Genomic DNA, 13,485 nt, shown 5'->3' with positions numbered 1-13,485 from the left:
CAGCGCCTTACGCGCGCCGCCGAATACGTAACGCCGGACCGGCCGCCACGCCCCTGGCCGGGTAACGCAATGCGCTGTCCGACCCGTCCGGTAACGCGGACCCCATGCGCCTCCCAGCGGCACAGTTGGAGTATGCTATATGCAACGCCCCTCGCTGGGGCACCGGGACCCTGGCACACCGTGGTAGAGCAGATAACAGAACAACGCCGTGCCCACATCCGCAGGCTGTTGCAGATCGAGGCGTATGTGTTCGCGGAAGGCGGCCAGCCCAGGTTGCCCGCCCAGGTCATCGACATCGCCCGCATGGGGGTGGGTTTCATCCTGCCTGTCCGGCTGCCCGACCGGCCCCGCTACTGGATGCGCTTCCGCTTTCCCGGCAGCGACATCGTCGACGAGGTCGAGATGGTCATCGTCTACAACCGCCCCGTCGGCAGCAAGGGCCGCTACCACTACGGCGGGCGTATCCTGGCGGTGACGCAGGAATGCCGCGAGCGCATCGTCGAGTACGTCACGCGCGGCAACCCCAGGATGACATAAGGGCGGCGGACCCCGGTAACAAACGACGCGCGGTTACGACCCTGCACGGTTACAAACATTCACAACCCGTCCAGTTCGTGCGCCGTAGAATCAGCTCATGAACCGGCGCGTCGACCCCAACACCGCGGAAAAGCTCCACATTGCCTTGCTGACGAAGGAAGCGTTCGGCCTGGAGGCCGCCCAGCGCTACATGCGCTTTGCCGGCCTCGACCCGCACCAGCTGAACGACGTCCTGGAGCGTGCCGCCGAGCGCCGCCGCGCCGCCACCGCCTTCGGCAATTCCCACCCGGACCGCCGCGCCCGCCCCCGCTGACCCGTCACATTCTTCCCCATTACAATGATGGGTTGAAAACAACGTCGGAGCAGACATGGCCCTGGGCCGCCTTGCGGTTTTATTGATGTGGTGGTTGACCGCATGCAGCACCTGGGCCGCCGTTCTGCCGCCCGATGGCGTGACCCATGAGCGACGCCGTTGGACCCAGGCCGACGGTGCGCCGCAGCAGTCGTTCCGGATGACGCAGACGGACGACGGCCTGCTGTGGTTCAGCTCGCCCACCGGGCTGACCAGCTTCGACGGCGTACGCTTTCGCCAGGAGCCCAAGGTGTACGGACATTCCCTGCTGTCGGCCAGCGTCGCCTCCGTGCTGGCGCTGCCGGGCGGCCGGCTCGCGGTCGGCTACCACTTCGGCGGCCTCAGTATTTTCAGCCGGAACGAGGTACGCCACCACAGTGCCGCGACGGGCTTCCACCGGGCTCGGTAACGTCGATGGCGCTCGATCCGGCAGGTGTCCTGTACGTGGCGGCCAGCAGCGCGCTGGTACGCCTGCGCGACGGCAAGTGGGAACGGACCGGCGCGGACTCGCTGCCGCCGGGAATGCGCACGGCCATCGTGTTCGATCGCGACGGCACGCTATGGGTCAGCGTGAACGCCCACTACTACGCCCGCCCGCGCGATTCGGCACCATTCGTGGAAGTACTTAATGCGGACGACCTGTGGCTGACGACGGTCGGCGGCGTCGTGCACACGGTGCTGCGCGACAAGGGCCTGGTGCGGGTGCGCCTGGGCCGTCCGGTCGAGCCCGTAAGAATCGAGCAGCCGCCCGCGCGTGGGCCGCAGCTGTATGCGGGCGGCATGTTCGACGGTCCCGACGGCAGCCTGTGGTACCAGCGCCAGGACGGCGTGGCACGCATGGTGGCCGGCAAGGACGGCGTGCTGCATGCGATGGAAGTGTTCGCCAACCACAATGGCAATGGCGATGCGCCCCACCCGGGCATGGTGGACCGCGAAGGCAACCTGTCGCTGCTGTCGTTCGAAGGCGTCGAGCGCTACCAGCCGCACCGTTTCCGCCGCCTGCCCACGAGCAAGGAAAGCTTCTACTGGCTGGCCCAGCGCGGCATGGGCGACGAATTATGGCTGGGGTCGATGGAAAGCCCGATGGTGCGGCTGGGCGCCGACGGCAGCAAGCGCCAGACTGCCGTCATCGCCCCGCAGGCGCTGGTGCGGGCCGCGGCCGATCGCGTCTGGGTCGGCACGGCCACCGACCTGTGGGAATTCCACGGCGACGCCGAACGGCGCTGGGACCTGCCCGCCCAGCTGGGCAAGAAGTACGAGATCCAGGCCGTGGCGCTGGACCGTGACGGCGGCCTGCTGGTGTCGATCATCCGCAACGGCCTGTGGCGCTTCGATGCCGGCACATGGCGCCAGGACGAGCGGCTGAGCAACGTGCCGGAACCGACGCCGCTCACCATGCTGACGGACCGCGCCGGCCGCACGTGGATCGGCCTCGTCAACAACCGCTTCGGCGAGCTGACCGCTACCGGCTTCCGGCCCGTCAGCACGAGCCTCGGCACGGTGCTGGCCATGCTCGACAGCGGCGGCCGCCTGCTGGTGGGCGGCGACGGAGGCGTCACGTGGCTGGACCGTGAGACCTTGCGGCCACTGCGCCTGCGCGACGGCGCGGCCATGCGCCGCGTGACGGGCCTCGTCACCGATGGCGACGGCAGCCTGTGGGCGCACAGCGACGACGGCCTGTACCGCATCCCCGCCGCTGCGCTGCGACGCTTCTGGCAAGCGCCGGACGAGCCCGTCGAAGCCGAACTGTTCAATTTCGAGGACGGCGTGCGCGGCCAGGCTGCGCAGGTGCGGCCGTTGCCGTCGCTGGCCGTGGCGCAGGGCGGCCGGCTGTACTACGCGACCGTGTCGCAGGTCGGCTGGATCGATCCGGCCACGATCCGCCGCAACCCGCGCGCGCCCGACGTACTGGTCCAGGCGCTGCACAGCGGCGGGCGCGACTACGATGCCGTCGACGGGGTCACGCTGCCCCGGCTGACCACCAGCGTCGATATCGCCTTTACCGCCACGGCGTTGTCGATGCCGGACCGGGTGCGGCTGAAGTACCGGCTCGACGGCGTCGACAGCGACTGGCGCACCGTGCGCCGCGAGCGCGGGGCCCAGTACACCAACCTGGGTCCGGGCCAGTACGTGCTGCACGCGATCGCGGCCAACGAGGATGGCGTCTGGAACCGCACGGGCGCCCAACTGCGCTTTGCGATCGCGCCGGCGTTCTGGCAGACGTGGTGGTTCCGGCTGGCCTGCGCGCTGGCCGCGCTGCTGGCGCTGGCGCAGCTGTACCGCTGGCGCATGGCCGTGGTGCGCCGCCGCGCCGAGGAGCGGGCCGCGGCGCGCCTGGATGCGACGTTGCAGGAACGGGGCCGCATTGCCCGCGCACTGCACGACAACCTGCTGCAGGCCGTGCAGGCGCTGATCCTGCGCTTCCACGTGGTGCAGGCGCGCCTGCCGCAGGAGCCGGAATTGCAGTCGATGCTGGACAAGGTGCTGCGTTATGCCGAGCAGTTGGTCGAGAGTGCGCGCGACGAAGTGCTGGCGCTGCGCCGGCCGCCCTCCGACGAGTTTATCGCCGAGCTGCATGACGCACTGCTGAAAGCGACGCCGGATGCGGCCGCGCTGCTGGACTTCGGCACCGAAGGCGTCACCCGGCCGCTGCGCAGCGATACGGCGATGGAAGTGCTGTACGTGCTGCGCGAAGCCCTCGGCAACAGTGCCCGCCATGCCGATGCCACCCGCGTGACTGTGCGGCTGCGCTTTACGGACGCGGGGCTGGAAGGCGAAGTGGCGGATGACGGCGTCGGCATCGATCCGGCCATCGTCCGTGACGGCCGGCCCGGTCACTGGGGGCTGGTGGGCATGCGCGAGCGCATCGGTCGCGTCGGCGGCGTACTGGTCATCGACACGCCGCCTGCCGGCGGCACCATGCTGCGCTTCAGCGTGCCAGCGGCGCAGGCCTATGCATAAGCATCAACCGCCGCCGGCCGCCTTCAGCCAGTCGCGCCCGCGCGCATCGAGCGCGGCAGCAATGACGTCCGGCGGCAGGCTGTACACGGTGGCCCAGGTGGCGCGGCCGTCCGCCGCGTTGGACGGAAAGCTGGTGGTCTCGATGGGCCAGTGATACTTGCGCTTGAGCGCGCGCACGATGGCTGCCAAGGTGACGCGGCCACGCAACGGCTCGGCGCCGGCCTGGTCGGCGTTGGAGAGCAGCACGGCCAGGACGGCACCGCGGGCGGTGCGGGGGCCGGGGAAGATGGGGAGTTTGGAGGGCATGGTGGCATTCTAGCGGCTGGGCTGCCGCCATGCCGGGCGCCGGCGCTCAAGTGCTCTTGCGGCGATAACAGTGCCACTCGCGGCAAGCCATCAGCGCGCACCAAGCGGCGACGCCCAGTGCAAAATAGTCGAGCACGTCCCACCGGTCTTTGACGAGAATGGCGTGCTCGGGTGCGTCAGGGTCGTAGTACGCGCGTACGAACCCCGCCCGCAGCAGTCGCTTGGCGTGCCGTCGCACTGCCACCTCGTTCTTGTGGCACCCGTTCGTCCCGATGAGCGAGCTGGCCATGCGCCTGCTGGCGTAACGCTTGCCGTCCACCGCATACCGATAGCTGACGAGGTTGCACCAACGACCGTTGCGATGGTAGACCTCGACGCTGTGGACCCGGGCCCGTACTTCGGGCCATGTCGATGCATCGGCCTTGCCATGGATGCGTATGCCGCCCAGCAGCAATGCAATCAGGCCGCAAGCGCCGATGAACCAGGCCCCCTTGCGGTGCGTTGACGGAGCTACGTGGGCATCGGATAACGTGAACAGCGTAGATGGCATGAAACTCTCATCAATATCATTTTCACAACCTTACCAGAATGCTGTCATGACCGTAACCAGTTGTGATAACTTGGCGTTGCCCCGTCCTCACTGCGAAAGGAAGCGCCACGCCATGTCCGCCCCAACCGAACTGCAGCAGATCCTCCAGCAACGTTTCGAGAAAAACACGCAACGGCACCCCGACATCGCCTGGGCCGACGTGCAAACCAGGCTGGACGCCAACCCGGCCGCCTGGACGGCGTTGCAGGCCATGGAAGACAGTGGCGGCGAGCCGGACGTGATCGGCCGCGATGCGGCGACGGGAAGGATCGCCTTCTGCGACTGCTCGGCCGAGACGCCGGCGGGCCGGCGCAGCCTGTGCTACGACGAGGCCGCGCTGGCGGCGCGCAAGGAGCAGAAGCCGGCCGGCAGCGCCGTCGGCATGGCGGCGCAGTTCGGCATCGAACTGCTGACGGAGGAGCAGTATCGTGCGCTGCAGGCGCTGGGGGAATTCGACCTGAAGACGTCCAGCTGGGTCGCTACGCCGCCCGAGCTGCGCAAGCAGGGCGGCGCCCTGTTCTGCGACCGCCGCTACGGCCGGGTCTTCACGTACCACAACGGCGTGCAGTCGTACTACGCCGCGCGCGGGTGGCGCGGCGCGCTGACCGTATGAGCGACGCCGACCAGCGCCTGCGTGAGCTCGTCAAGTTGCGCCGCGTGCGCGACCGGATGGACCGCGAATACGCGCAGCCGCTGGACGTGGAAGAACTGGCCCGGGGCGTGCAAATGTCGGCCGGGCACCTGAGCCGGCAGTTCAAGCTCGCGTACGGCGAGTCGCCCTATTCCTACCTGATGACGCGCCGCATCGAACGGGCCATGGCGCTGCTGCGCCGGGGCGACATGAGCGTCACGGACATCTGCTTCGAGGTGGGCTGCTCGTCGCTGGGCACGTTCAGCACGCGCTTCACGGAGCTGGTAGGCGTGCCGCCGTCGACGTACAAGGCGCAATGCGCGGACGCCACGGCCGGCATGCCGGCCTGCATCGCCAAGAACGTGACGCGGCCGGTAAGGAATCACGAAGCTATGCCGGACCAGCCGCTAAACACGAAACCGCCCCTTGCATCCGATACACGTCGGGAAGGCGAAGTGCCGTGATTTTTTGATTTTATGATCCGAAAAACTCGTCACTTAGATCATCACCTGAATCCCAGTCTGTGATTTCAAGATCCGGACAAACATCCTTGAGCTTACCAATAAATGATTTCAATTCACTCCAGGCTTCACCACTTCGGCCATTGACAGTGATTCCCAGAGCGCCTTCCTTCATCCAAAGCATTACTTCTGGCCAGTCAGAACCTGTGATACGCCCCAAAAAATAGTTACCATGCTCTTTGTCTTGTTTCCAGAAGGACCTAAAATCTCTGAAGTTCTCAAGATGCAGAATCGGATGTATTCCTGCTGACGTATTTACCTTATATTCCGTACCCATAGAACACCTTTTACTTGGCTCTACGGCACAGCCCGTAAGACAGACCTCGAACCGCAGTCAAATCGATCGAATCTCGTACGCCGATATGAGTCCAATTTTTCATATTGATGCGATAATCTTCATCGTCAAGTATTCCACTTACTTTCTGTAGCAAACCATTCATCTCGCTCTAGGCTGCCGCTGCGCCAGCTTCTCTACGCAGCTTTCTGCGGATTAGGGCAACCAATTGCTCACAAAATGTGTCTATGATTAGACAGGTCCGGACTACTGTGAATTGGTCTAGCTGTAGCCGTCGATTATCTCCCCGTCCTCATCAACAATCCTGGTCGCAGCATTCCGAGAAATAAATCTGTTTAGCTCTCTGATATCATCGATTATTGAAGAAGGATGGCTACTGATCTCCAGATTTATATCCCGCGGGCGCGTGAATATCCTTGCACCGTAGACCCAGTCTCCGCCCGTCTCATTACCGCGCAGCCAGCATTCTTCATCGTTGATATTGCTAACAAATGTCGGCAAGGACTGAATGAAGGCCTTGACGATTTTTCGATTTTGCTCATACCACGTCGGGTCATCAAATACAATATGGAATTCGGCCGCCATAGTTTCCCTATCGAATTAAAATTAGCTAGCGTGACGCCTACTTGCAGCATTTGGGTGTCACAGGGTTCTGCAAGCCGCTATGGGCGGGCCTCCGTCACTCGATTCGACAGCTTTCGACGTACCGTGCCTCCTACGCCATTTTGTGCGTGAATTTTAATACTGCGCATACGGGTGTTGGATTGGTGTTGCCGTGCCTATGAATTTTCCCCTCTGAGCCCCCGCCTAGCTCTGCTTCACAATGTGCCGCCCCAGCAGATCCTGGGCGAAGACGGTAACGCCGTGCCCGAAGGGTCGCGGGCGCCAGAGGCGCCTTAACCGACTAGGATAGCTCTTTTCTGTCAAGTAAGTTATATCTTGCAACGCTAGCAACATCGTCGTCCTCATCCATAACGAGATTTCGCAAAAATCTCGACCGGGTTTTTTCTATTTGCCGCTATTGATTGCCTAACAGTAGCTTCCGAATTTACCCTTGTCCACTTTGACGGCATCCTCACCCAAGAATTTATTGCGCTCCGCAGCGATATCGCCCTTGCAGATGGGGCGGCGCCATTCCGTTAACTGTTGAGTTTTATTTTGACGAATGGCTCCGCTCATTCAGCTGTGACACCAGATTACTACCTCACCGATCAGGCGGGAATGCTACTGCATGGGCCGGCTGCCTTGCCGCGTATGCTGCCAACCAACTCGCAGCTTTCTAGTCGGGAGAAGAGAAGTGTGCTCGTTTCTCTTAAGAGAAAATCATTGACCGCAGTGCCGATCTTTTAGCACCCCCCAACACATCCAGCAGCAACCCCAACAATTGGCCATCAGAACTGATCCCGCTCTGTTTACACCAAGTATAGAGATGGGACAGGTCGAGTCCATGGTAAGCAACATAGCTCTCGACAAAACTTTCCCCTTTCCCAAGATTGACGCTTGTCCTGCCTAAGTAAAACTCTTTGCTGAGTAATTTGATTAGGCCGGACAACTCGATGCTTGGCAGAGGTAAAAGTTCTGGTCGATGTGCACCGTGACGTAACATAAATTCCGCTGTTTCGCGTGCGCTGGAATATTCGCTAGCAGCGGCATTCCATACTTTCTCGAATTGAGCCTCACGCTTTGCTCTGAGCAACTGCTGAAGCCGCTCTTTCTTATCGTCTTGCATATATCTCACCTTTTTTGCTGCTGGGCGAGGAGGCATTATGATTATCGCCGACAATGCTGTGCAACACGCAGTTTCCTCGATTAATTCATTTTAACAAATGTTTCGATGTCATCAAGCGTATCGTGTGCTCTTCCGCCCAGGGAACTATCCTTGAGTTTGCTTTCCAGCACAGGGATCACCTTCCGCCTGTTAACCGTGGCGTACATTCTAGCCACATGCCCAATGCATGTAATACCCAAGCCTTTAATATCCTCATTTATGCCGCTTTCAATCGCTTCGACGCATTTATCCTGCACCCACTCTGGATCGCAAATATTGAAACATAGATACATTAGCGCATCTATAACAACTGTGCTATCGGTGGATTTCAATAAATCTTCGATTTCTTCCTTGCGGTATTGACGATTCATATAGTCACCTTTTTATCTTTCCCTTATTTGAAACCATTCCCGCCTTTTTGAGGGCGGATTGCTGATCATTGTGTAGATCGCACCAGCAGCGAACATGACCATGAAATTCCTCATCACCGTTTGGATGAGTTCTAGTTTTATCCATCACTACAATCTCATCATTGCCAACATCGACACCTACACGCCTTGGCGATGTTTCTTTAACTTGCACTGAGTTGTTGAGCGCAATTTGACCATTAGCCGGAGCTCTACTCTTCACCGCATTATCCATGGTCCCATGATAAGGGGCATCCTTATAAACGCGAGCCAATCCAAGCGGATCAATCCAACCCGTGGCGTTAGGTGCGTAAACGTAGAGATTCTCCCCACCCATTAGCCTTATAGGGTCTTGCGTCAGGTACCGCGCTATGTTCGGGTCATAGTATCGGTATCGGTTGTAATGCAGCCCCGTCTCATCATCAAAGTACTGCCCTTGATAGCGGATCTGGTTACGTATCCCGGCTTTGTGTGCCGCGTTGCTGATTGCTTCTTTGGCCTGCCCCCATGCCTTGTACTGCGCTGACCACGCAACCATGCCATCGCAATCCGTCAACTCCTGGGGTGTGCCCAGATGGTCGCATTGATAGAAGGCGATCTCATCCTTACCGAACGGCTCGGCTTCTTGCTCGAATTCGCCATTCCATAGCGGATCAAGGGCAATGTCATACCTTCCGTCGTTGCCTGCCATTAGCGCTTTCACATCCGTGGTCGGCGCCAATTGAAGGGCCTGCCTTCGCGTGGCCTGAATCAGCGGCACGAAGCTGCCGCGCTCGTAAACGTAGTGCACCGTGCGTTCGCCCCCTGCATGGCCGGAGTGCACGCTGCTTTCCAGTGCGAGCGTGTCGCCATCCCAGCCGTACATGGTCCGGGTCGTTTGACGGAGCGAGGTGGCTTCGATTGCTTGGCTGTGCTTGGCGATGCGTCGCCCTAGCGGATCGTAGGCAAAGGTGGTGACACCATACCGGGTGTTAGCACGAGTCATGCGATTGAACGCATCCCATTCGAACGTGTCGCGCTGTCCATTCTGCACCCGTTCGACGAGGTTGCCGCGCTCGTCGTACTGGTAGCTGGTGCCGGCATATTCCTTGAGCAGGTTGTCCAGCACTTTTGGCAGCGGGATGCGCTGGGCAATGGCTTCATGCCGCGCCGCGTTGGGCACCTGGATATTGCCGGCCGGGTCGAAGGCGAAGGTTTCATGACCCATGGCGCTGCTTGCCGCCAACAGCCGTCCGACCGGGTCGTAGCGGTATTCGATGTGGCCGCGCCGGCTGTCGTCGAGGCCCGTCAGTTGGCCGGACTGGTCGTACCGATAGCGCCGCTGGATCGCAGCTCGCATGCCGACTTTAACGTCGGGGCGATACGTGTCGGGAGCAAAGCTCTGCCCGTGGGCGATAGCGCCTAGCTGCTGCTCGACCAGGCGGCCGGCCGGGTTGTACTTCATCGTTTGCACCAGGCCGTTGGCCTGGCTGCGGGCGGTTTCCTGGTATAGCGAGTCGCGCTCGAAAGACACGAGTTCCTGGCCGTCCAGCAGCAAGCCGTGCACGTGGCCTGCGCCATAGGTCAGCCAGTCGATGCGGTGGCCGTCCGGGCGGGTGGTGCCGGTACGCAGGTTGAGTTCGTCGTAACGGTGGTGCCAGACGGCTGTACGCTTGTCGGGGTGGAACGGGCCGTGGTAGTGCTGGTCCTCGCGCACCAGGTTGCCAGCGGCATCGTAGAACCATTGCAGCCGGGCGTGCTCGTTCCTCGCGTCGGCCAGCTGGCCGTTGGCATTGTAGACAAAGGTTTCGATTTGCTCCAGCTGACCAGGGGCGGTGGCGCGGCGTTGTACGAGCCGGCCCATGGCGTCGAACTCGAGTCGTGTCGTTACGCCGGCTTCAAAGGTTTCCGCCAGCACGCCGGTACCTTCGTGGTAGCGGTAGTGGGTGGCCTTGCCATCGAAACCCTGTTCCTGCAGCAGGCGGCCGACCGGGTCATATTGGAAGCGGTAGACGCTGCCGTTTTCATTTTCCAGCGCGGACAGCCGGCCCAGCGCGTCCCAGCGGTAGCGCAGGGTGTGTCCCAGCGCATCGGTGCGCTGCGCGATCAGGCCGGCCGCCGTGTAGCGGTAGGCGGTGCGGCGTTGCAGCGCGTCGATGTGCGCCAGCAGGCGGCCTTCGGGATCGTGGCGCAGTTGCTCTTCGGTCCCGTCGGGGTGGATGACGGCTTCGAGCTGGCCTGGGTGATTGCCGGTTTCTTCGCTGAGCGCCAGCGTCAGCGTTTCGACGCTGACTGGCGTGTAGCGATAGCGCGTGACGTTGCCTGCGGCGTCGAAGCTTTTGATGAGGCGCTTGCGCTCGTCGTATTGCCATTGGGTGCTGTGGCCGGAACAGTCGGTGTAGCTGGCAAGCTGGCCGTCCGGCGTGTAGGCGAGCTTTTTGACCCCGCCCCTGGCATCGGTAACTTCGACGGGGCGGCCGGCCTTGTCGTAGGCGTATTGGATCTTGTTGCCGAGCGGGTCGATTTCCTCGACCAAGTGGCCTTGCGCATCGTATTCGCGCTTCCAGGTGCCGCCTTCGGGATCGAGGATGCCGGTCATGCGGTGCTGCGCATCGTATTCGAAGTGCACTTGCGTGCCATCTGCGCGGGTGTGTGTCAGCAGGTTGCCGTGGTCGTCGTAGCGGAAATGCTCACTGTTGCCGTCGGTGTGGATGTGGCGGATGACGTTTTTCGCGTCGTCGCGGAAGAACCATTCTTCGCCACCGTCCGGATAGATGGTGCGGTAGGTGTAGCCAGCGATGTCGTAGTAGTAGCGGGTTTCGTTGCCCAGCGCGTCCGTGACGTAGGTCAGGCGGATGTTCTTGTCCCACTCGAGCCGGGTGTCGTGGCTGCCGTCGTCCGCCCATTCGCGGATTGCCTTGGCGTTGGCGCCGCTGTCGATGCTGGTGTCGTAGGCGAGGTTCATGCCGCGACCCGTGCGGTCGGTGTAGCGGGTGACGAGGTGGCGGTCGTATTGGTAGTGCCAGGCTGCCGCGTTTTCGTCCTGGGCATAATTCAAGTCGCCGTGCTCGTCGTAATCGTAGGCGGACAGTTGGCGCACCAGCTGGCCCTCCTGGATCTCCCACAGCGCGACGATGTGGCCGTGGTCGTCGACCTGCGTGCCGGCATGGGCGACGATGGTGTCGCCTTGCTTGCTGATGATGTCGCTGAGCACCGCCTCGCCAGCGGCCACGTGGTCGTAGCGCAGGCCGAGGGCGGCACCGTCCTTGGCGTGAATGGAGATCAGGCGGAAGTGCTGCTCGCCCATCTCGGTCACTTTGGCCCGTACTGTGTCGGTCAGCTCATAGGTTTCGCGCCAGGGACTAGGTTGGCCTTCCGGCAGCGGCTTGCCGAAGTCGAGCGTCAGCAAGGTGATGCTCAAGCGGGTCAGCGTGATCTGCTCGACCGGGTCGTGATGCTTTTCGCCGACAGCCAGCCATGGATAGCGGTGGCTGCGGCCGTCGGCGGCGTGGTACAGCAAGCCGGTGGGCTTGCCCTGGCCGACGACGTCGATGCGCGTGCTGTACGGCGTGAGCCAGCGTGCGCCGAGGTTGCCGCGATCGTAGGCGATGAGCTGGCTGCGGTAGGTGCGGTTCCATTCGATTGGCAGCGGTGCATCCAGGACGAAGTCCGTGTGCGTAAAGGTCTCGGCACCGGTGGCGAAGCTGATCGAGTGTGCGGTGGCGGCCTTCGCAGGGCACAACTTGCAGTTGTTGGCGTCGCCGGTAGCGGGGCTTTGGTGGCTGGTGGCGCCCAGCTCGTGGCCGGGGTTGTCCTTCTTGTGCTGCGCGCCCTTGGCGGATGGCATCAGCACCGCATGGTGCTTCCTGTGCGTCACGACGGCGTCGCGCAGGCGCAGCAGGATCCATTTGATGCTCATCTGCGCTTGTTCGTCGGCCAGCGCGGCCAGCTTGCCGCGAAACGCCGGCTTGAAGTCGGTCAGGTGCGTGATGATGGCCGTTACGCCAGCCACCGCGCTCTGCGGCAATTGGCGTGCCGCGGCAGCGGCGGCGTAGTTCGCTGCACGCTTGTACTGCCGGTCGATGGCGCCCAGCATGCGGCGCCAGCTGCTTTGCACCTTCGGGTCGTGCAGCTTGCTAGCCGCTTGCGCCGGTGCCGTTACGTCGAACAGCGGTTCCTTGCCGATGCAGCGCTTGAGGATATTGATCAAGTCGTCGACGATGCCGTCGGCTACCTTGGCGCATTCGTCCAGGATGCCGGACAGCCTGCTCATCGCACCATCGACGAAGGTCTCGAGCTCGCCGGCCAGCCGGGCATTGAGGTGCACAACCAGCACTTCCACTAGCGTCGCACCGATATCCTTGGCGCTCATCGCCAGCTTCTGCCGGGCCAGGTGCAGCGCCGGGCGCAGGCTCATGCGCGCCGCGCTCGACGCGGGCAATGGCACCACGCCGATCAGGTTGATGCCGAGGCTGACCCAGGCCAGGAACTCGACTTCTTTCTTCGCGATGAGCTTCTGGATGACCCCGACGATGTCCATGACCGCGTCGATCAGCGCCATGATGTTGCCGATGACCGGCAGGCTGCCGGCCACGGTGCTCAGGCGCTCCAGCGTGACGTAGTCGTGGCTGATCTTGCGCAGCCATTTGTCGAAGGCGGCAGCCGCCGTGCCGACATCGTGCTGGTCGATCGTGTTCAGTGGGGCGACTGCGACTTCGGCCGCGCGTTCGGTGGGTTTATGCGTAAGTTCGGTCATGGAACTGTTGTACGGTGATTTTTTACAGGCACGAATCCAATTCGGCATCAACGCATGGCAGCCTTTCGCGCAGGCCGATGACCAATGCGAAGGTTGGCAGCTGGCTTGTAGGACCTCCGTCGGCGCTTATGGCCGGCGTGCCGATCGAGCCGGAAAACTTAGCATTTTAACATGTTCGCATCAGCGTGTCTTCCGCCATTCAGCATGGTTCAAGGTAATGCCTGAACTGGCGACCGGCGATTGCAGCCGGTCCCTGGCCCGTATGCTAGGCCGTTCGCTGAACCGGGAAGAAGAAACTACCGTCCGATTGGCCAATGTCAAATCGAACGTGGTTCCATAAACACGGCGCGTGCCGCGACAAACGTACGCCGCCGATCAGGAAT

General features: G+C 62.2%; 14 protein-coding genes. 7 read left to right on the top strand and 7 right to left on the bottom strand.

Features of this window, described 5'->3' with window-relative positions; genetic code table 11:
- Nucleotides 1-69: 69 nt before the first annotated feature.
- The 4 genes from PX653_RS28085 to PX653_RS28070 all read left to right on the top strand — a co-directional run bounded on the left by PX653_RS28085 (nt 70) and on the right by PX653_RS28070 (nt 3,850).
- Complete coding sequence (locus PX653_RS28085) at nt 70-537, top strand: PilZ domain-containing protein (protein WP_307730908.1); 468 nt, start codon at nt 70-72, stop codon at nt 535-537.
- A gap of 97 nt (nt 538-634) precedes the next feature.
- Nucleotides 635-850: a hypothetical protein gene (locus PX653_RS28080; RefSeq protein WP_277415911.1), complete on the top strand. Its 216-nt coding sequence runs from the start codon at nt 635-637 to the stop codon at nt 848-850.
- 55 nt (nt 851-905) lie between these two features.
- The gene (locus PX653_RS28075; protein WP_277415910.1) at nt 906-1,298 is read left to right on the top strand and encodes a hypothetical protein; all 393 of its coding nucleotides are present in this window, start codon (nt 906-908) and stop codon (nt 1,296-1,298) included.
- A gap of 5 nt (nt 1,299-1,303) precedes the next feature.
- The gene (locus tag PX653_RS28070; RefSeq protein WP_277415909.1) at nt 1,304-3,850 is read left to right on the top strand and encodes a sensor histidine kinase; all 2,547 of its coding nucleotides are present in this window, start codon (nt 1,304-1,306) and stop codon (nt 3,848-3,850) included.
- 3 nt (nt 3,851-3,853) lie between these two features.
- Here PX653_RS28070 and PX653_RS28065 read toward each other — a convergent pair whose 3' ends face one another.
- Nucleotides 3,854-4,156 carry a hypothetical protein gene (locus PX653_RS28065; RefSeq protein WP_277415908.1) on the bottom strand — a complete coding sequence of 101 codons (303 nt, stop codon included), beginning with the start codon at nt 4,154-4,156 and terminating at the stop codon, nt 3,854-3,856.
- A gap of 46 nt (nt 4,157-4,202) precedes the next feature.
- A complete protein-coding gene (locus PX653_RS28060) occupies nt 4,203-4,706 on the bottom strand; it encodes a DUF3592 domain-containing protein (protein ID WP_277415907.1) in 504 nt (167 codons plus the stop codon).
- Nucleotides 4,707-4,818: 112 nt separating this feature from the next.
- On the opposite strand from PX653_RS28060, the gene PX653_RS28055 reads away from it, so the two are divergent.
- The gene (locus tag PX653_RS28055) at nt 4,819-5,358 is read left to right on the top strand and encodes a DUF4256 domain-containing protein (RefSeq protein ID WP_277415906.1); all 540 of its coding nucleotides are present in this window, start codon (nt 4,819-4,821) and stop codon (nt 5,356-5,358) included.
- The gene (locus PX653_RS28050) at nt 5,355-5,840 is read left to right on the top strand and encodes a helix-turn-helix transcriptional regulator (protein WP_277415905.1); all 486 of its coding nucleotides are present in this window, start codon (nt 5,355-5,357) and stop codon (nt 5,838-5,840) included. Before PX653_RS28055 ends, PX653_RS28050 begins: the two co-directional genes overlap by 4 nt.
- A gap of 10 nt (nt 5,841-5,850) precedes the next feature.
- Here PX653_RS28050 and PX653_RS28045 read toward each other — a convergent pair whose 3' ends face one another.
- The 5 genes from PX653_RS28045 to PX653_RS28025 form a co-directional block, all read right to left on the bottom strand.
- Nucleotides 5,851-6,174 (bottom strand): hypothetical protein, encoded by a 324-nt coding sequence (locus PX653_RS28045; protein ID WP_277415904.1) that lies wholly within the window; start codon nt 6,172-6,174, stop codon nt 5,851-5,853.
- Nucleotides 6,175-6,453: 279 nt separating this feature from the next.
- Nucleotides 6,454-6,777, bottom strand: a complete 324-nt coding sequence (locus tag PX653_RS28040; RefSeq protein ID WP_277415903.1) for a hypothetical protein — start codon at nt 6,775-6,777, stop codon at nt 6,454-6,456.
- Between the two features lie 727 nt (nt 6,778-7,504).
- Nucleotides 7,505-7,921: a hypothetical protein gene (locus tag PX653_RS28035; RefSeq protein WP_277415902.1), complete on the bottom strand. Its 417-nt coding sequence runs from the start codon at nt 7,919-7,921 to the stop codon at nt 7,505-7,507.
- A gap of 80 nt (nt 7,922-8,001) precedes the next feature.
- Nucleotides 8,002-8,331 carry a hypothetical protein gene (locus PX653_RS28030; RefSeq protein WP_277415901.1) on the bottom strand — a complete coding sequence of 110 codons (330 nt, stop codon included), beginning with the start codon at nt 8,329-8,331 and terminating at the stop codon, nt 8,002-8,004.
- 4 nt (nt 8,332-8,335) lie between these two features.
- Complete coding sequence (locus PX653_RS28025) at nt 8,336-13,102, bottom strand: RHS repeat-associated core domain-containing protein (protein WP_277415900.1); 4,767 nt, start codon at nt 13,100-13,102, stop codon at nt 8,336-8,338.
- Here PX653_RS28025 and PX653_RS28020 point away from each other — a divergent pair.
- Nucleotides 13,101-13,442 (top strand): hypothetical protein, encoded by a 342-nt coding sequence (locus PX653_RS28020; protein WP_277415899.1) that lies wholly within the window; start codon nt 13,101-13,103, stop codon nt 13,440-13,442. The two genes, PX653_RS28025 and PX653_RS28020, sit on opposite strands and share 2 nt — an antisense overlap.
- Nucleotides 13,443-13,485 lie beyond the last annotated feature (43 nt).

The sequence above is a fragment of the Pseudoduganella chitinolytica genome (assembly GCF_029028125.1).
Classification (GTDB): domain Bacteria; phylum Pseudomonadota; class Gammaproteobacteria; order Burkholderiales; family Burkholderiaceae_D; genus Rugamonas; species Rugamonas chitinolytica.
Note: the sequence above shows the minus strand (reverse complement) of the source record. Positions and strands in the feature narration are given on the sequence as shown.